The organism is Salinibacterium sp. SWN248, assembly GCF_015864575.1.
GTDB lineage: Bacteria > Actinomycetota > Actinomycetes > Actinomycetales > Microbacteriaceae > Rhodoglobus.
The window spans coordinates 154,098-172,916 of the sequence record NZ_JADYWW010000002.1; the positions used below are offsets into that span (position 1 = coordinate 154,098).

At 60.3% G+C, this 18,819-nt stretch carries 15 protein-coding genes; 4 read left to right on the top strand and 11 right to left on the bottom strand.

The features are described 5' to 3' along the window. Positions 1-942 (top strand): 2,3,4,5-tetrahydropyridine-2,6-dicarboxylate N-succinyltransferase, encoded by a 942-nt coding sequence (gene dapD, locus I6E73_RS10635; RefSeq protein WP_197125455.1) that lies wholly within the window; start codon positions 1-3, stop codon positions 940-942. Positions 943-1,045: 103 nt separating this feature from the next. Here dapD and I6E73_RS10640 read toward each other — a convergent pair whose 3' ends face one another. The 4 genes from I6E73_RS10640 to I6E73_RS10655 form a co-directional block, all read right to left on the bottom strand. Continuing rightward, a complete protein-coding gene (locus tag I6E73_RS10640) occupies positions 1,046-2,341 on the bottom strand; it encodes a citrate synthase (protein WP_197107378.1) in 1,296 nt (431 codons plus the stop codon). Between the two features lie 99 nt (positions 2,342-2,440). Beyond that, entirely contained in the window at positions 2,441-3,547 is a 1,107-nt protein-coding gene (dapC, locus tag I6E73_RS10645; protein ID WP_197125458.1) for a succinyldiaminopimelate transaminase, read from the bottom strand. Further along, on the bottom strand, positions 3,547-3,882 hold the full coding sequence (gene fdxA, locus I6E73_RS10650; RefSeq protein ID WP_197107380.1) for a ferredoxin: 336 nt from the start codon (positions 3,880-3,882) through the stop codon (positions 3,547-3,549). The genes dapC and fdxA overlap by 1 nt, the downstream gene beginning before the upstream one ends. After that, complete coding sequence (locus tag I6E73_RS10655; RefSeq protein ID WP_197125461.1) at positions 3,879-5,075, bottom strand: PIG-L family deacetylase; 1,197 nt, start codon at positions 5,073-5,075, stop codon at positions 3,879-3,881. Before I6E73_RS10655 ends, fdxA begins: the two co-directional genes overlap by 4 nt. Before the next feature lie 115 nt (positions 5,076-5,190). Between I6E73_RS10655 and efeU the strand changes: the two genes are divergently transcribed. The 3 genes from efeU (at position 5,191) to efeB (ending at position 8,563) form a co-directional block, all read left to right on the top strand. Beyond that, entirely contained in the window at positions 5,191-6,048 is an 858-nt protein-coding gene (gene efeU, locus I6E73_RS10660) for an iron uptake transporter permease EfeU (protein WP_197107382.1), read from the top strand. Then, complete coding sequence (gene efeO / locus I6E73_RS10665; protein WP_197107383.1) at positions 6,048-7,220, top strand: iron uptake system protein EfeO; 1,173 nt, start codon at positions 6,048-6,050, stop codon at positions 7,218-7,220. The genes efeU and efeO overlap by 1 nt, the downstream gene beginning before the upstream one ends. 71 nt (positions 7,221-7,291) lie before the next feature. Then, positions 7,292-8,563 (top strand): iron uptake transporter deferrochelatase/peroxidase subunit, encoded by a 1,272-nt coding sequence (gene efeB / locus I6E73_RS10670; protein ID WP_197107384.1) that lies wholly within the window; start codon positions 7,292-7,294, stop codon positions 8,561-8,563. Between the two features lie 88 nt (positions 8,564-8,651). Here efeB and I6E73_RS10675 read toward each other — a convergent pair whose 3' ends face one another. The 7 genes from I6E73_RS10675 to I6E73_RS10705 form a co-directional block, all read right to left on the bottom strand. After that, positions 8,652-9,176 (bottom strand): hypothetical protein, encoded by a 525-nt coding sequence (locus I6E73_RS10675; protein ID WP_307784293.1) that lies wholly within the window; start codon positions 9,174-9,176, stop codon positions 8,652-8,654. A 74-nt stretch (positions 9,177-9,250) separates the two neighbouring features. Then, complete coding sequence (gene typA / locus I6E73_RS10680) at positions 9,251-11,158, bottom strand: translational GTPase TypA (RefSeq protein WP_197107385.1); 1,908 nt, start codon at positions 11,156-11,158, stop codon at positions 9,251-9,253. A gap of 203 nt (positions 11,159-11,361) precedes the next feature. Next, a complete protein-coding gene (locus I6E73_RS10685) occupies positions 11,362-13,164 on the bottom strand; it encodes an ABC transporter family substrate-binding protein (protein ID WP_307784294.1) in 1,803 nt (600 codons plus the stop codon). Positions 13,165-13,272: 108 nt separating this feature from the next. Continuing rightward, positions 13,273-15,024 carry an ABC transporter ATP-binding protein gene (locus I6E73_RS10690; protein WP_197107386.1) on the bottom strand — a complete coding sequence of 584 codons (1,752 nt, stop codon included), beginning with the start codon at positions 15,022-15,024 and terminating at the stop codon, positions 13,273-13,275. Then, positions 15,021-15,980, bottom strand: a complete 960-nt coding sequence (locus tag I6E73_RS10695) for an ABC transporter permease (RefSeq protein WP_197107387.1) — start codon at positions 15,978-15,980, stop codon at positions 15,021-15,023. Before I6E73_RS10695 ends, I6E73_RS10690 begins: the two co-directional genes overlap by 4 nt. Then, a complete protein-coding gene (locus tag I6E73_RS10700) occupies positions 15,970-16,899 on the bottom strand; it encodes an ABC transporter permease (RefSeq protein ID WP_197107388.1) in 930 nt (309 codons plus the stop codon). Before I6E73_RS10700 ends, I6E73_RS10695 begins: the two co-directional genes overlap by 11 nt. 137 nt (positions 16,900-17,036) lie before the next feature. Then, the gene (locus tag I6E73_RS10705) at positions 17,037-18,647 is read right to left on the bottom strand and encodes an ABC transporter substrate-binding protein (protein ID WP_197107389.1); all 1,611 of its coding nucleotides are present in this window, start codon (positions 18,645-18,647) and stop codon (positions 17,037-17,039) included. Positions 18,648-18,819: the final 172 nt, after the last annotated feature.

Consider the following 18,819-nt stretch of genomic DNA (forward strand, 5'->3'; position numbering starts at 1 on the left):
ATGACTTCGCGCACAGCATGGGGATACGGACTCGCAACAATCGCCAGCGACGGAACAACACTTGACGTGTGGTTCCCCGCTCCGCACCTGGGATCCATCCCTGAGGGCACTGACCCGCACTACACGCCCGCCGATCTTGAAGAGCACTTGGGGGCCGATGAGCGCCGCCGCGTGCGCACCGAATTCGTGACCGTTGAGATCGATTTAGATGCCGCACCGCAGAACGTTGCCGACGCCTACCTGCGTCTGCACCTGCTCAGCCACCTGCTCGTGCAGCCCAACAGCATCAACCTCGACGGTCTCTTCGGCGCCCTGCCGATCGTCGTCTGGACCAACGCCGGCGCAGTGCACCCCGACGACTTCCGCGAACTGCGCGTCTCGCTCAAGCGCCACGGCATCGTCGTGACCGGCATCGACAAGTTCCCACGGATGCTCGACTACGTCCTGCCCGAGCGCGTGCGCATCGCTGATGCCTCGCGCGTGCGCCTCGGCGCCTACCTCTCCCCCGGCACCACCGTCATGCACGAGGGCTTCGTCAACTTCAACGCCGGCACGCTCGGCAGTTCGATGGTCGAGGGCCGCATCTCTCAGGGTGTTGTTGTGGGTGACGGTGCCGACATCGGTGGCGGAGCATCCATCATGGGAACCCTCAGTGGTGGCGGAACCGAACGTGTCTCGATCGGTGAGCGCGCGCTCTTGGGCGCCAACTCGGGAATCGGAATCGCGATCGGTGACGACACCGTCGTCGAGGCTGGGCTCTACGTCACGGCCGGCACCAAGGTCACCATCATTGATGGTTCGGCAACGCCGCGCCGCGTCAAAGCTGTCGAACTGAGCGGCGTCAACGGGCTGCTGTTCCGCCGCAACTCCGTCACGGGTGCCGTCGAGGTGCTGCCTCGCAGCGGCAGCGGTGTCGAGCTGAACACCGCACTGCACGCCTAACGATCCGCGCTGTGTGGTCCGCTCATCCGAACCGCACGCCCCCAAACACGAACGGCCGGTTCCCCGAGGGGAACCGGCCGTTCGTCGTTAAGCTGCTGGTGCGCTAGCGCTGCGGCCAGTCGCGGGCTGCAGGGCCCGTGTAGAGCTGCTGCGGGCGACCAATCTTGGTCTTGGGGTCCTGGTTCATCTCGCGCCAGTTGGCAATCCAGCCCGGCAGACGACCGATGGCAAAGAGCACCGTGAACATGCGCGGCGGGAAACCCATTGCCTTGTAGATAACACCGGTGTAGAAGTCGACGTTGGGGTACAGCTTGCGCTCGATGAAGTAATCATCGGCCAAAGCGACCTCTTCGAGTTCACGAGCAATATCGAGCAGCGGATCGCTGACGCCCAAATTGGCGAGCACCTCATCCGCACTCTCTTTGACGAGACGTGCACGCGGGTCGAAGCTCTTGTAGACGCGGTGACCGAAGCCCATCAGGCGCACGCCATCTTCTTTGCGCTTCACACGATCAACAAACTTCTGAACGCCTTCGCCCGACTCCTGAATCTCGCCAAGCATCTTCAGAACGGCCTCGTTGGCGCCACCGTGAAGCGGACCGTAGAGAGCATTGATACCGGCGGAGATCGAAGCGAAAATGTTGGCTTCGGTCGAGCCGACCAGGCGCACCGTGGAGGTGGACGCGTTCTGCTCGTGGTCTTCGTGCAAAATCAGCAGGCGATCGAGCGCCTTGCTCAGCACGGGGTTGACCTCGTACTCCTCGGCCATGTTGCCGAAGTTGAGCTTCAAGAAGTTGTCGACAAAACTCATCGAATTGTCGGGATACAGCAGTGCCTGACCGAGCGACTTCTTGTGAGCATAGGCGGCAATGACGGGCAACTTTGCCAGCAAACGGATGGTCGAGATCTCGACCTGCTCGGGGTCACGCACGTCGTGCGAGTCTTCGTAATACGTCGACAGAGCCGACACCGCACTGGAGAGCACCGACATGGGGTGTGCGCTCGGCGGAAGGGCGTCGAAGAAGCGACGGAGGTCTTCGTGCAGCAGCGTGTGCCGACGGATCTTCTCATCGAACTCTTCGAGCTGCGACTTCGACGGCAGTTCACCGTAAATCAGCAGCCACGCTACTTCGAGATAGGTGGAGTTGGCCGCGACATCTTCGATCGCATACCCGCGGTAGCGCAGGATTCCACGGTCGCCATCGATGTACGTGATCTCACTGCGGGTTGACGCGGTGTTCACGAAACCTTGATCAAGCGCCGTGTATCCGGTCTGCTTCATGAAGGTGGAGATATCGATGCTGTTGTGACCATCGACCCCACGGATAATGGGAAATTCTGCAGCACCGCCCGGAAAGTGGAGGGTGGCCTTCTCTGGGTCTTGAGGGGCTTCATTCACCGCTACAGCCTACAAGGGTTGAATGGCCACTGTCACACCAACCAACCAAACCAGACCGGTTTTAGAGGTCAACGACAAGGCCTTCGCCGGTTAGTGCACTTAAGCGAGCAAATCGAGGCGAGCGACCGCGTCAGCAATGGTGTCGTCACTCGCGGTGAGCGCGATTCGCACGTGTCGCGCAGGGCTCTCGCCGTAGAACGAACCCGGGACCACGAGGATGCCGGACTGCGCCAAATCTCCGACCGTCTGCCACGAGTCTTCGTACTTTGTTGCCCACAGGTAGAGACCAGCAACGCTATCGTCCACGAAGAATCCCGCCCGTTTCAAAGCGGGCAGCAGCTTGGCACGACGTGCACGATAGAGCTCCCGTTGGGCGGCAACGTGGGCGTCATCCTGAAGTGCGGTGACCATCGCGGCTTGCACGGGGCCGGGCACGAGGAGTCCGACGTGTTTGCGCACGGCGAGTAGCTCTGAGATGAGCCCCGAGCATCCGGCCACAAAAGCGGCACGGTAGCCGGCCAAATTCGACTGCTTACTGAGCGAATACACCGCAAGCACTGACGACCGATCGCTGCCAATAACCTCGGGATCAAGAATGGATGGCGTGGGGTCGGGGCCATTCCAGTTGAGTTCGGCGTAGCACTCGTCTGAGGCGATCACCGCACCCAATTCGCGAGCGCGGGCAACAGCAGCGCGCAGCTGTTCAACGTCAGCCACACGGCCATCAGGGTTGCCTGGGCTGTTCAGCCAGACGAGAGCAGTGTTCTCGGGCCACGATGCCGGGTCGTCGGATGCCACAGCAGTAGCGCCAACCATGGCCGCCCCAATGGCATACGTCGGGTACGCAACCGAAGGATGCACGACGACGTCGTCTTTGCCGAGCCCCAGCAGCAGCGGCAGCAGTGCCACCAACTCTTTGGAACCGACGGTCGGCAGAACATTGTTGACGGTGAGCCCTGGCACACCACGGCGGCGCTCGAACCACTCCACGATGGCCTCGCGCAGCTGAACTGTGCCCATAGCGGTGGGGTAGGCGTGAGCATCCGTGGCCGTCGCCAAACTTTCGCGGATAACCGTGGGGGTGGGGTCTACCGGTGAACCGACAGACAGATCAACGAAGCCATCGGGGTGAGTGCGCGCAATCGTGCCGTACGGCACAAGCGAATCCCACGGAAAATCGGGGAGAGCCAATGGCGTGCGCGCCATTAGTCTGAGGACCCGCCACCCTCAGGCAGGGCCGCAATGAGGGCATGATCCTTGGGGATGACACCGACCTTTGCTGCGCCGCCGGGTGAGCTCACCTCGAGGAGATCAAAGAACTCAACGTTGGCCTTGTAGTAGTCGGCCCACTTATCGGGCAGGTCATCTTCGTAATAGATGGCCTCAACCGGACACACCGGCTCGCACGCACCACAGTCAACACACTCATCCGGGTGGATGTAGAGCATGCGGTCGCCTTCATAAATACAGTCGACTGGGCATTCATCTACACACGCGCGATCCTTAAGATCGACACAGGGCTGAGCGATGACGTAGGTCAAGAGATATCCGCACCTTTCACAGGAGAGTTCAACTCAATGTTAGCGCGGCTCGCCGACGAAACCTGACGGTTCACCCGAGGCCACCCCACCACAATGAGCACCACAAGCACCGGTGCAAAGGTCCACACGTAGCCCGCAACATTTGCCGGGATCAAAATTGTTCCGCCTGGCATTGCCGCAGCCAAGATTGCCGACATCACCAGAACACCGAGCGAAGCAAAACCTGCCGCGACTCGGGTGTCATAGATCAAGCGCAGGCCCAGAATGAGCGCCGTCACGAGCGTGACAGACACCACAATTCCCCACGGCACACGAACATTGCCGATCGTGAACGCCGACTGATGCACCGCGGTCAAGACGAGACCGACCAATGCGCCCAAGGCGAGCGACACCAGCGCCAAGATGACGCGCTCCACACGACTGCGTTCGCCAATCACCAATTCGCGGCGACGCAAGCGGCGCAGATATTCCGGAGGCGTCGAGATGCTCTCCCCCACCGGCACCTCATTGCGATAAATCTCGGTGGCCCGGCGCTTGAACGCGAGCGCCGTTGCCGACGACACCGCCACGCCACGATCAACAGGAACAGCGGATGCCGTATAGAAAGGCACCCCCGCAAGCTCTGTCGCCAACACCGTGGCCTCGTGCACGAGCAGTGCCTCAGCGCCGCGCGCCGTACCGCTGGACTCCTTGGCGTAGCTGACGACGACATCCGGCTTCAACGAGGTGATCGCTGCAGCGAGGTCAGACGCGAGAGCGCGAGCGTCGAGCTTGCTAAACTGGCGACCGTTGTCTTCGCGCAAGATGTGGTGAGAGGTAATGCCAAGAATTTCGCGGACAACCTCATCGACGGACACCGCCGTGCGTTCCCCGGTGTCGGTGTCGGCATCGGCATCGGTGTCGGCATCCGCATCAGTAGCGGAGTCAGCATCTGCGGTGTTCGCTTCAGCGCTGCTGCCCGTCGCGGCGCTTAAGGCCACAGAACCAGGCACTGCGGCGCCGTGCGAGACCGTCTCTGGCACGCTTCCGGTCGAGGGCGATGCCTCAATAGCGGCGGTCGCGTTGTTGCTGCAGCTGAGCACAATGAGTTCAGTGCCACGCTGAACAAGCGTTGCAATGGTGGCGCCGAAAACGTACGCCTCATCTTCTGGGCGTGCGGCAACAACCAATACCCGTTGTGCGCGATCTTTCACGGCCATTCCTCCACCATTTATTCTGCAGTAGACAGAATAAGCACAGGTAGCCGAATTAGGGTTGCTTAGGTTAGGCTTACCAACCTGTCCAGAACTCAATCGACAAGAGAGTCTCGTGCTCGCAAACTTCCTGATCGGCCTACGAGAAGGCCTTGAAGCCGCGCTTGTGGTTGGCATTCTCATCGCCTACGTTCGCAAGATCGATCGCACCGATGTACTCCCCCGCATCTGGCTCGGAGTGGCTATTGCCGTCGTGTTGTCCCTCGGCCTCGGTGCGAGTCTCACATTTGGCGCCTATGGCTTGTCATTCCAGGCTCAAGAGCTCATCGGCGGCATCCTCTCTATCGTTGCGACCGCCTTTGTCACGTGGATGATCTTCTGGATGCTGCGCGCCGCACGCGGCCTCGGTCGCGAACTGCGCAGCGAGGTTGATTCTCATCTCACGGGCGCGGGCTGGGGCCTCGTTCTCGTCGCGTTCCTCGCGGTCGGTCGCGAAGGTATCGAAACCGCCCTCTTCATTTGGGCAGCAGTGCAGGCGAGCGGCTCGACCGCACTCCCCCTCACTGGCGCAGCACTCGGCATCGCTGCCGCAATCGTGCTCGGCTACCTCATCTACCGCGGCGTCGTCAGCATCAACCTCACTCGCTTCTTCACCTGGACAGGCGCGATCCTCATCATCGTCGCCGCCGGCGTGCTCTCTTACGGTGTGCATGATCTGCAGGAGGCTGGCGTGCTGCCGGGGCTCCACGCGCTCGCCTTCGACGTCAGCGCGGCTATCCCGCCCGACAGCTGGTACGGCACCTTGCTTAAGGGCACGCTCAACTTCTCCCCCGCAACCACGTGGCTCGAAGCCGGTGTGTGGCTCGCCTATGTCGGGGCTGTCATGACGATTTTCATCCGCACTGTTCGCGGCAACAAGCGTGCTGACAAGCCGCTGCTGCCCGAAGCACACCTCAGCACTCAAGGAGCCTGATGACCACCCGCCCCACCCGCTACGGATTCGCCGCGGCGGCAACTGTCGCCGCGCTCGCTCTCACCGGCTGCGTTGCTAACAGCACCGAAGCCACCGCCGACAACACAATCACTGTCGACAGCAGTGCCACAGACTGCGCCGTGAGCGCCAGCGAAGCGCCAAGCGGCACCCTTGTCTTCTCCGTCACGAACTCCGGTGACCAGGTCACCGAGTTCTACCTGCTGGCGGATGACGGGCTGCGCATCGTCGGCGAGGTCGAGAACATCGGCCCCGGCATCAGTCGCGATCTCGTCGTACTGGCTCAACCGGGTGACTACTTCACGGTCTGCAAGCCAGGCATGATCGGCGAGGGAGTTGGCACGGCCGCGTTTACGGTCACCGATTCGGGCACCGATTTGTCGTTCAGCGGTGACACTGCCGAGCAAATCGCCGCGGCTAACGCCAATTACAAGAGCTACGTCAAGGATCAGATTGAGAATCTCGTCGTAGGCACAGAAGACTTTGCTGCCGCGTACATCGCTGGCGACGATGACGCTGCTCGCGCTCTCTACGCCCCGACGCGCGTGTTCTGGGAGCGTGTCGAAACAGTCGCTGAGTCGTTCGGTGACCTCGACCCCCGCATGGATCTGCGCGAAGCCGATCTCGAAGACGGTCAAGAGTGGACCGGCTGGCACGCCATGGAGAAAGACCTCTGGCCGGCGGATGCCGAAGCCGGCTTCGAACCCTACGACCAGTCGAAGCGTGAAGCGCTTGCGTCGCAACTCGTCGAAGACACCAACACGCTGTACAACAACGTGCAAGATCTTGAGTTCACACTCGACCAGCAGACCAACGGCGCCATCGGCCTCCTCGACGAGGTGGCCAGTGGCAAGGTGACCGGAGAAGAAGAGTTCTGGTCGCACACCGACCTCTGGGATTTCCAAGCCAATATTGATGGCGCTCGCGTGCTCTACGACGGTGTTCGCGACATCCTCGTCGCCAAGGATGCCGATCTTGCGGCCACCCTCGACGCGGAGTTCGACGAGCTGCAGGTGTTGCTCGATGCCCAGCGGGAGGGCGATGGCTTCCGTCTCTACACTGAGCTGTCCACGAGCGAAATTCGCGCGTTCTCCGATCAGGTGAACGCACTCGCCGAGCCCCTGTCCCGTCTCACCGCGGTGCTGGTGCTCTAGCTCCACTCCGCCCATCCCTGGCCGCTGCAGACAGCAAGCGCCGCCAACCACCCCACACCGAAAGAACTGCAATGCCGACAGATGACACCAAGGGTCTCTCCCGCCGCGGCCTCCTCGGGCTCGCCGGGGCTGGTGTCGTGGGTGCCGGACTTGGCGTTGGTGGGGCTTTCGCCTTCGGCGGCGGTGACGGCTCGTCGACGACGGGCAACGATGTCGCCGCGACCTACCCGTTCTTCGGCGATCACCAATCGGGCATCATTACGCCGGCGCAAGATCGACTGCACTTCGCCGCCTTTGACGTCAATGACATCTCTCGCGACGAACTCATCGAATTGCTCCAGGACTGGAGCTACGCCGCCGCGCGCATGACCACCGGCGAAGCCGCAGGCGACTACGGCCCCGCGAGTGGACCCTACGATGCGCCACCGGATGACACGGGCGAAGCCCTCGACCTGCCACCGGGTGGTCTCACGATCACTTTCGGGTTCGGCCCCGCCCTGTTCGATGACCGCTTCGGGCTCGCCGGCAAACGACCAGCAGCCCTCATTGACCTCCCCAAGTTCCCCAGTGACGCCCTGCTGCCCGAACTCGTCGGTGGTGACCTCTGCATCCAAGCGTGCAGCGACGACCCGCAGGTCGCCGTTCACGCGATCCGCAACCTCTCGCGCATCGCCTTTGGCCGCGCCACATTGCGCTGGTCTCAGCTCGGCTTCGGCCGCACGTCGTCAACAACGCAAGCGCAAAAGACGCCCCGCAACCTGTTCGGCTTCAAAGACGGCACTGCAAACCTCCGCGCCGAAGACACCGACGGCGTGAATGAACATGTGTGGGCGGCATCCAACGATGGAACCTCGTGGATGACCGGCGGCTCCTATCTCGTCAGCCGCAAGATTCGCATGACCATCGAAACGTGGGACCGCACCTCGCTCCGTGAACAAGAGACGATCTTCGGGCGCACCAAGGGTGAAGGCGCACCGCTCAGCGGCGGCTCCGAGTTCACCGACCCCGACTTCGAACAGGCTGGTCGCGATGATGCGCCACTGATTGACGAGAATTCACACATGAAGCTCGCCCACCCTGACACTCACGGCGGCGCACAAATTCTGCGACGCGGCTACAACTTCGTCGATGGCAACGATGAGCTCGGGCGCCTCAACGCTGGCCTGTTCTTCATCAGCTTCCAGCGCGATCCTGAAACCCAGTTCGTGCCGATTCAGCTTGCGCTCTCCCGCAACGACCTCATGAACGAATACGTGCGTTACGTCGGATCAGCGATCTTCGCCGTGCCGCCAGGGGCGCACTCGGGCAGTTTCATCGGCGCTGGGATGTTCGACCTCGCTTAACGCGGTCGACCCCGGCCGCTAGGCAGCCAGCCGTCGGGCTTGCTCGCCCTTCCGACCACTGAGCTTCCGAACTCTGTGCCGAGGTAGCCTATTCGCCCATCGAAGCGGGCGCGACGGTGTAGTTCGCGGTGTAGCCATCATCGGTCTGTGCGACGAGTACGACGACATTCCACGAATCGTTTGAGAAGAGAACCGAACCGGCACCATCAGCACCGCTGGCTTGCACTTGTGACTCGTAACCGGCATCCGCAAATTGCGTTTCGATGGCATCGAGGGGCGATTCAGTGCCCGTCAAGATGGTGATGTTGTAGCCGCGGTTATCTCCGTCGCCGGCAGCGATGCCAAACTGCACTTCGCCGGCGGCCAGTGGCACCGCGCTGGGGAAGCCCTCGGGAACCTCATCGCCGCCGAGGCTCACTTTGCCGCCCGTAGCCTGTTCCACGATTCCACCGATGGGGTTATCGCCGAAACAGCCCGACAGCGCTGGCGTAATGGCCAAGGCCAGAACGAGGGCGACGGATGCGCTAACACTGCGGCGGGCGCTCAACATGACTAACTCCAGAAGTGACGCGATGGTGCGGCTGAGTGCGCCGTTAACCAGCGATGCAGCCACGATCAGGATGACCGTAGCTGCATCGTACTCCGCGCAGATTGCTGACTCATGTGAGCCTGCTGCGAGAAGAAAGGTTAGGCGTTTTGCTTCTTCATACGCGACGTGCTGCGTGCGCGAGCGTTGGCATCGAGCTCGACCTTACGGATTCGCACGAACTCCGGAGTTACCTCTACGCACTCGTCTTCGCGAGCGAATTCGAGGCACTCTTCCAACGTGAGCTTGCGCGACGGTGTCATACGCTCGAACGAGTCCGAGGTCGACTGGCGCATGTTGGTGAGCTGCTTTTCCTTAGTGATGTTGACGTCCATGTCATCGGCGCGTGAGTTCTCGCCAACAACCATGCCTTCGTAGACCTCCTGCGTGGGCTCAACGAAGAACGACATGCGCTCCTGCAAAGCAACCATCGCGAACGGAGTAGCCGCACCGGCACGGTCAGCGACGATTGAGCCGTTGACACGGGTAAGGATTTCGCCGGCCCACTGGTCATAGCCGTGCGAGACCGCGTTGGCGATACCAGCACCGCGGGTGATGGTCATGAACTCGGTGCGGAATCCAATGAGACCACGCGAAGGAACAACGAACTCCATGCGAACCCAGCCGGTGCCGTGGTTGCTCATGCCGTCCATGCGGCCCTTGCGGGCGGCGAGAAGCTGAGTGATTGCACCCAAGTACTCTTCTGGAGCGTCGATCGTAAGGTGCTCGAACGGCTCGTGAAGCTTGCCGTCGACCCGCTTGGTAACTACCTGAGGCTTACCGACGGTGAGCTCGAAGCCTTCGCGACGCATCTGCTCAACGAGGATGGCGAGAGCAAGCTCTCCACGACCCTGAACTTCCCAGGCATCCGGACGACCGATGTCGACGAGCTTGAGCGAGACGTTACCGACGAGTTCGCGGTCGAGACGGTCCTTGACCATGCGAGCGGTGAGCTTGTGGCCCTTGACCTTGCCGATGACCGGCGAGGTGTTGGTTCCGATGGTCATCGAGATTGCGGGGTCGTCGACCGTGATGGTCGGCAACGGGCGAACATCGTTGGGGTCACAGAGAGTTTCACCAATGAAGATGTCCTCGAAGCCTGCAACAGCGACGATGTCGCCGGGGCCGGCGCTTTCGGCCGGGTAACGGTCGAGAGCCTTCGTGATCATGAGCTCGGTGACGCGCACGTTAGCGACGCTTCCATCGTGCTTGACCCAGGCAACAGTCTGGCCCTTCTTGATGGTGCCGTTGAAGACACGCAGAAGAGCAAGACGGCCGAGGAACGGCGAGGAGTCAAGGTTGGTAACCCAGGCCTGCAGGGGGTGCTCGTCGTCGTATGACGGTGCGGGAACGTGCTTGAGGATGGCGTCGAACAAAGGCTCGAGGTCATCGTTGTCAGGCAAGGTGCCGTTCTCGGGCTTGTTCCAGCTTGCAGCACCGGCACGGCCGGAAGCGTAAACGATCGGGACATCAAGAATGGCGTCCAAGTCGAGGTCGGGAACGTCGTCTGCCATGTCGCTCGCGAGGCCGAGGAGCAGGTCCTGGCTTTCGGCAACAACTTCGTCAATGCGCGCATCCGGACGGTCAGTCTTGTTGACCAACAGGATCACGGGAAGCTTGGCTTCAAGAGCCTTACGAAGAACGAAGCGAGTCTGCGGAAGCGGGCCCTCACTGGCGTCAACGAGCAGAACAACACCGTCAACCATGCTGAGTCCACGCTCAACCTCGCCACCGAAGTCGGCGTGGCCGGGGGTGTCGATGACGTTGATCGTGATGGGACCATCGGTGGCGTACTTGCCGTTGTACGAAATCGCGGTGTTCTTCGCGAGAATCGTGATGCCCTTTTCGCGCTCGAGCTCGTTCGAGTCCATTGCGCGCTCTTCGAGGTGCGCGTGCGCTTCGAACGAGTTCGTCTGGCGAAGCATCGCGTCAACGAGAGTTGTCTTTCCGTGGTCAACGTGGGCAACGATTGCTACGTTGCGCAAATCGCTGCGAGTGGCCATAGCCATAGCAATATTCCTTAATTCATTGGAGGCTGTGCGGTCTTTCACCGCAGACGCTGCGCAGAAATTCTCGGCAGCAGATCGGCGGCCTGATGCCACCGGGTAAAGATCTTGGGAGGGCGCAGAAGATCATTCAGAGTATCCTGCTCCACCAGTTTACCCTGTTTGACAAGATTTATCGCAGCCGCCCCATCAGGGAGTCGAAAATGCTAAGGCTTCCACTCCCACACGTTCCACCATACGCCTGGATTCAGCGACGATAGCGAGACGTTAGCAACCCGGTCTTGGTCGAACGCGATTGTGGTGGGGTATTGAAATAACGGCATTCCATAGGATGCACTCCACAGCGCAGCATCCGCCGTCTTCAGGGCGTTCGATCGCCCCTCGTCATCGAGGGCGGGGTCAGTCGCATCGGCGATCAGCGAATCGACCGTTGGATCCGAGAAGTAATTGAGGTTGGCATAGCCATCGGTGCTGTAGATAGCCGCCGAAAGACCTACGCCGGGGCGAGGATTCTGCCAGCTGAACAGCGCAGCGTCGTACGCACCGGGGGTGCCGAGTTGGTCACGCCAGTCATCACTCGAACAATCACTCACCACGAAACCCGCCGCCTCGGCCGACTCGGCAATGAACGCGTACTCGGCGGCACGCATGTCGTCGGCGGCGTCATAGAGGATGCATACGGCAGGCTTAGAGACGCCCGCTTCGGCAAGGAGTTCTTTGGCGCCGGCAATGTCTGGCTCGACGAAGTCGGCGGAACCGTTAGCGGCACGCGCGCTGCGATAGTCCTCATCGCCGGGAGCGAAGAGGAATGAGTCACGCGGCGTTGCTCGGGGATACAACTCCCCCAGCGCAGTCTGAACAACTGCGGCGCGCGGCACCGTTGCGAGGAAGGCTTGACGCACGAGCGGATCGTCGAAGGCGCCACTCTTTGATTCCGCGAATTGCAGGTCAAGGTGTTCAAAGCTATCGGTGGTGCCGTCGATGACGGTGGCGTTCATCGTCGCGAGAGCATTGCGCACGTCCTGATTCATCGTCGGCACTGCCACTTGCACAGCACCGACGAGCAACGCCTGTGCCTGCGCGAGCGGATCGCTCATGAACCGAACGCGAATCTCCTGAAAGGTCGGCTCGCGCATGCCGCTGTAGTTTTCATTGGCACGGAGCGTCACGTATTGATTCGCCACAAAATCTGAAACTACGTACGGCCCGTTCGAGACAACAAGGCTTTTGTTCGCGGGCATGCCTTCGAAATTGAAGACCGTATTCCAGGTGCGAGCAATCGCGGCAAGATCATTCTCATTGCCCTCACTAATGGCCGAGAAAACGCGCTCTTTCGCCGCAATCGAGTCGTCACTGGCAAACGCCATCATGCCAACAACATGAGCGGGTTTGGCGGCAGACTCCGCACCAAAGAAGGCAGATTGCCAGTTGGCTGTCGGTTCATCAAACACGAGGGTGAGCGACATCCGGTCATCGCTCATCTGCGGCATTTCAGTGACGAGAGCGATTCCGGTATCTCCCGTAGCGCTCGCGTCGAACAGCACGCGGTCATCCGAACGATCTATTGGCGCCCCGGTTTCGGGATCCACCGTGCTTGCGGCATCCGCATCAGGGGCATTAAGCGCACCGGATGTCGCAGCCCACTCGAGGAGCAGATCAACGGCGTCCACGGCGGAACCGTCTGACCAGCGCACGCCGTCAGACACCGTGTAGGTCACAGCGAGGGGGTCATCGGAGACCTTCTCGAAGTGGCCAAAAGACTCATCGCGCACAAGCGCTGACGTGTCATCAAAATAGGTGAAGCCTGAGCCTGTGGCATAGGCGATCGTCGCATTGGTGTCACTTGCGCCAAAGGACGTTGACGGGTTTCCCGACGTATAGGGGTGGGTGACCGCGACGGTGAGCTCAGAGCCTTCGATGGTGGGCGATTGCTGGGGAACACAGCCCGCCAACACCAAGACTGCGGCGGCGGCAACAGCAAGGCTCGCCGTAATTCTTGTGGCGCTCACGAAACCCCTCCTGCACACGGACACACAGCGCGCGGTGGCACGCTAGAAACGAGTCTAAGTCAGAAGGGCCGCTCCCCGAGTGGGGAACGGCCCTTCTGCACCGAGAAACTAGGCGCCGAGTGTGATGTTGGCGCCGGGGATCGCTTCGAGCAATTCCTGTGTGTAGGGATTGCTGGAGTTCTCAAAGACCTCGTCTGTTGATGCGGCTTCTACGATGCGGCCACCCTGCATGACGCAGACGTTATCCGCGACCAACCGCACGACAGCAAGGTCGTGGGTGATGAACAGGTAGGTCAAATCGAGCTCAGTCTGCAGTTCGGTGAGCAAGTTGAGAACTTGCCCCTGAACCAGCACATCGAGCGCCGACACTGCTTCGTCAAGCACCAGAACTTCTGGCTTGAGCGCCAACGCCCGAGCGATAGCCACCCGCTGACGCTGACCACCGGAGAGTTCGCCGGGGTAACGATGACGTGCGGCCTGCGGAAGCGAGACCTGATCAAGCAATTCGCTCACGCGCTTGAAACGCTCTTTCGCTGTGCCCAGCTTATGAGCCAGCAGGGGCTCAGCGATCGTGTTGCCTACGCTGTATTGCGGATCGAGCGAACCGTAGGGATCTTGGAACACGGGCTGTACACGGCGACGGAACTCGAGGAGCTCCTGTCCCTTGATTCCGGCAAGGTCTTTGCCATCGAACTCGATGGTTCCGCTCGTGAGGGACTCAAGTTGCAGAATCAGCTTGGCCACCGTGGACTTGCCAGAACCAGACTCTCCAACCAGGGCGGTCGTCGTGCCTTTCTTGACGCCGAACGAGATGTCGTTGACTGCGAGGAGCTTGTCCTTGCGGAACCCCTGCTTGCGAATCTCGTAGACCTTGGTGATGTTGCTTACCTTGATCAGGTCTTGATCTGCCGCCGCTTCTCGAGTCGCAGCTCGAGCAATGAGGGCCTCATCGAGCGATCCTTCCCCGAAAATCTTCGGGGCTTCGCCGTCGGGGCTCGACGTCTTGATCGATTGAATACGACGCGATGCCAAGCTCGGCGCCGCAGAAACAAGACGCTGAGTGTAAGGATGCTGCGGGTTCTCAAGAATCTCCCGCGACGGGCCTGACTCAACAACCTTGCCCTTGTACATCACCACGAGCTGTTCTGCGCGCTCCGCGGCAAGGCCGAGGTCGTGCGTGATGAACAACACTGACGTGCCGTAGTCTCGCGTGAGCGTTTGCAGGTGATCGAGGATCTGACGTTGCACCGTGACGTCGAGTGCTGAGGTCGGCTCGTCGGCGATCAGGAGCTTCGGGCGGGCGGAGAGCCCGATACCGATGAGTACGCGCTGGCGCATTCCTCCCGAGAACTGATGGGGGTACTGTTTCAGGCGCTCGCTCGCGTCGCTCAGACCAGCTTCCTGCAGCACTTCGATAGTGCGCTCTCTCGCTTGTTTGCCTTGAGCAAGCCCGTTGGCCCTGATCGCCTCTTCGACTTGAAAGCCGATGCTCCAGACGGGGTTCAGGTTCGACATGGGGTCTTGGGGAACGTAACCGATCTGGCTACCGCGCACTTCAGCGAACTGAGCGTCAGTGAAGGTAGAAAGATCGTTTCCCTCGAACTCAATCGAACCGCCGACGACCTTTCCGGCGCCGGGAAGAAGCCCGATGACAGCTTGGGCCGTCGTGGACTTGCCCGATCCGGATTCGCCAACGATCGCCAACGACTGCCCTTGGTAGAGCGTGAGGTCGACACCACGCACGGCGGAAACTATTCCGCGCTGCGTTTCGAAGCCCACTTCGAGCCCGCGGATTTTCAGCAGCGGGGTTTCTTCGGTAGAAGCGTCAGGAGTCACTGGAACTGTTTCTGGATTGGTCATCGGCGTGCTCTCGCTTCCGGGTCAAGGGCATCGCGAACTACGTCGCCGAACATGAGGAAGGCGAGAACGGTGATCGACAGCGCAGCCGAGGGCAGCAACAGGGTCTGCGGATGCGTGCGAACCGTTACTTGCGCCTGGTTGATCTCGTTTCCCCACGACATCACGGTCGGGGGCAGGCCGATTCCGAGGAACCCCAGCGTCGCTTCAGCAACGATGAAGATACCCAGCGACACGGTCGCTACGACGATTACCGGCGCGATTGCGTTGGGCACGACGTGGCGCACGAGTGTCTTGAATCGCGAGACACCGAGTGCTGCTGACGCAGTGACGTAGTCAGAGTTGCGTGCCGAGAGAACTGCACCACGCATGATTCGAGCGATCTGTGGCCACGCAAAGAGCGACAGCACGAGCGAGACCGTCAGAGCATCGCGAACCGAGATAACCGAGAACAGAACGATTGCTCCGAGAACGGTGGGGACAGCGAAGAAGACGTCACCAAGACGCGAGACGATCGAATCGAGGAGCCCGCCATAGAAGCCAGCAAGAGCTCCGATGACGCCGCCGAAGAGCGTGACGATCACGGTGGTTAGCAGACCGATCGTTACCGAAGCCTGCGTTCCGAAGATGATTCGCGAGTAGACGTCGCAGCCTTGACGGTTGAACCCGAGCGGATGACCGGCCTGCGGATCGCCATTGCTGAACTTCAGGTAGCACTCGCGTGGATCGACGCTCGCAAACAATCCAGGGAACAGGGCGACGATGAGGATCACGAAGATGAGACTGGAGGAAATCCAGAACATAGGACGACGACGCATGGCCTCCCACGCATCGGTCCATGTGCTGCGAGCCTTGCCGGTTTCGTCAACCTGATCGACCTCGGCTACCGGGGTTTCCGCCAGCGAGGCGATGAAGTGTTCTTGACCGGGCCGCTGGCGGCCAGTGTTGTTACTTTGCATAACGAATCCTTGGGTCGAGCGCGGCGTAGAGCAAGTCGACGAGCAAGTTGGCGAGCACGAAGATGATGACCATCACTGCAACGAACGAGACGACTGTGGGGCCTTCTCCCAACGTGATTGCTCGGTAGACGGTTCCACCGACACCGTTAATGTTGAAGATTCCTTCAGTTACGATCGCGCCGACCATGAGCGAACCGATGTCGACACCCAGGTAGGTGACGACGGGAACGAGCGAGTTCCGCAGAACGTGCACGGTAACAACACGACGTCGAGAAAGTCCCTTCGCCGTGGCGGTGCGCACAAAGTCAGCGTTGAGGTTGTCTGCGACGCTCGCACGAGTAAGCCGCACGATGTAGGCAAACGACACCGAGGCCAGCACGATCGCGGGCAAGATCAACTCGCCCCAGGGGGCCGAGCCGCTCACCGTTGTTCTCGCCCAGCCAAGCTGGATACCGAAGACGAATTGCAGCACGAATCCAACCACGAAGGTGGGGACCGAAATGAGCAGAAGGCTGATGACAAGAGCGGAAGCGTCGAAGAGCTTTCCCTTGCGAAGACCAGCAACGAGACCAACGATGATTCCGAAGAAGGCTTCGATCGCGAGCGCAAGAATGGCGAGGCGGGCAGTGATCGGGAAGGCCTGAGCCATGACATCAACCACGGGGCGACCCGAGAAGGTGGTTCCGAGATCACCCTGGAACAGTCCGCCAATGTAGAGCAGGTACTGAACGAGGAACGGCTTGTCGAGGTTGTACTCGGCCCGAATAGCTTCGATCACTCCCGGAGCTGGCGGGTGGTCGCCGTACAGAGCGGCGATGGGATCGCCAGGAACGGCGAAAACCATGAAGTAGATCAGAAAGGTCGCGCCGAAAAATACGGGGATCATCTGAAGGAAACGCTTGCCGGCGTACCACAGCATTAGATGGTTTCCTCGGAGGAACGGATAAGCATAAGAGTCACAATCACTGAATGAGGGTACTCAGTGTAATGCCCGGGGCCAAAGCAGCCCCGGGCATCACACGTTGAGAGTGGAAACTGGGTAAACCGATGAACTACTTAGTTCTTGGTTACCTCGTTGTACAGCGGGACAGAGTCCCAACCGAATACAACGTTGTCAACGCTGTCAGAGTAGACACCGGTGACGTTGGAGTACCACAGCGGGATCGAAGGAAGGTCGACCAAGAGAACTTCTTGAGCTTCCTGGTACTTCGCTGTTGCCTCTTCTACCGAAGTTGCACTAGCACCCTCAGCAAGGATGGCTTCGAACTCGGGGCTCGAGTAGCCTTCCTTGTTCGAGCCAGCGCCATCAACGTAGAGCGGGCCGAGGAAGTTGTACAGCGACGGGTAGTCAGCTTGCCATCCAGCACGAGTTCCACCGGTGAGTGCGTTAGCGTCACGGTCGTTGAGTGCGTCAGCGAACGTGGGGTATGCCTTGCCCTGAGCTTCGATTCCGAGCGAGTTGCTGATGCTGTTAGCAACAGCGTCAACCCATGCCTGGTGTCCGCCATCAGCGTTGTATGCGAGGTCGAAGACAGTGTCTCCGTACGGCGCAATTGCATCAGCTTCTGCCCACAGCTTCTTGGCCTCATCCGGGTTGAAGTCAAGAACTTCAGCACCAGCAAGGTTGTCGGAGTGACCAGCGATTACCGGCGAAGTGAAGTCGGTAGCGGGGGTACGGGTGCCCTGGAAGATGACATCCGTGATCTCAGCGCGGTCGATCGACATCGAGATCGCTGCACGACGCAGCTCTCCCTCTTCGCCCGACCAGTGCTCGAGGTAGTACGGCAGGTTGAACGCCTGGAAGATTGCTGCAGGCTGGTTCACCGAACGACCCGGGAAGTCTGAATCGTAGGTAGCAAATGCCGAGTCGGGGACAGCATCGAGGATATCGAGGTTGCCACCGAGAGCGTCAGCGTATGCCGCGTCCTGGCTGGTGTAGAAGATGATCGAAACGCCACCGTTGGCGGGCGTACGAACACCGTCGTAGTCAGGGTTCGTGACGAGGTCGATCTGTACGTCGTGCTGCCAAGCGCCTTCTTCGGCGAGCATGTACGGACCGTTACCGATGGGGTTCTCGCCGAAAACGTCGAGGTCTTCCCATGCAGCCTCAGGCAGCGGCATGAATGCCGAGTAGCCGAGACGCAGCGGGAAGTCTGCTTCAGGGTTGATGAGAGCAACGGTGAACTCAGTGTCGCTTACAGCGTCAAGACCGGTAAGTTCTGACTCTTCGTCGTAGCTGAAGCCTTCGATGTTGTCGAAGAAGTACGAGGAGCTCTGTGCGTTGCTGAGGAGCGCGCCGTACTGCCAGGCCTTAATGAAGGAGTCCGATGTGACGGGCTCACCGTTAGTGAAGGTCCAGCCCTCGTTGAGCGTGACGGTCCAGTTTTGGCCATCCTCAGACTCGATCGACTGAGCAACTTCGTTTTCTACATCGCCATCGGCGGTGTACGAAACCAGACCAGCGAAGATCGAGGTAACAATCTTTCCACCGCCAGTTTCAGTGGTGTTCGTCGGAATGAGCGACTGCTGCGGCTCGCTTCCGTTTGTGGTGATGATCGCGGCGCTGTCACCTTCGGCAGGCGCCTCGCTCGCCGAGCAGCCCGCAAGAGCGAGCGCTGAGGCTGACAGCAGTGCGACTGCACTGATGCCTATGCGTGATCTCTTCAATGTTTCCTCCTGTGCAGAATTGTGCTAACGGCACGGAATTTTTGACGCCGCACCGCGCTTGATAGTTCACACCCTAAAACGGGGGGATGCCCCAAGCAAAACTGTAAAGCCAAACGTTACACAGCAGTAACGCTCGTGAAGATTATGTGCATACTTTGCAGAATTCCCGCGC

Coding starts and splice junctions, on each gene's coding strand:
- efeO (WP_197107383.1), top strand. CDS start 6,048: ATGACCACCCGCCCCACCCGCTACGGATTCGCCGCGGCGGCAACTGTC.
- efeB (WP_197107384.1), top strand. CDS start 7,292: ATGCCGACAGATGACACCAAGGGTCTCTCCCGCCGCGGCCTCCTCGGG.
- I6E73_RS10695 (WP_197107387.1), bottom strand. CDS start 15,980: ATGCAAAGTAACAACACTGGCCGCCAGCGGCCCGGTCAAGAACACTTC.
- I6E73_RS10700 (WP_197107388.1), bottom strand. CDS start 16,899: ATGCTGTGGTACGCCGGCAAGCGTTTCCTTCAGATGATCCCCGTATTT.
- dapC (WP_197125458.1), bottom strand. CDS start 3,547: ATGGCGCGCACGCCATTGGCTCTCCCCGATTTTCCGTGGGATTCGCTT.
- dapD (WP_197125455.1), top strand. CDS start 1: ATGACTTCGCGCACAGCATGGGGATACGGACTCGCAACAATCGCCAGC.
- I6E73_RS10690 (WP_197107386.1), bottom strand. CDS start 15,024: ATGACCAATCCAGAAACAGTTCCAGTGACTCCTGACGCTTCTACCGAA.
- typA (WP_197107385.1), bottom strand. CDS start 11,158: ATGGCTATGGCCACTCGCAGCGATTTGCGCAACGTAGCAATCGTTGCC.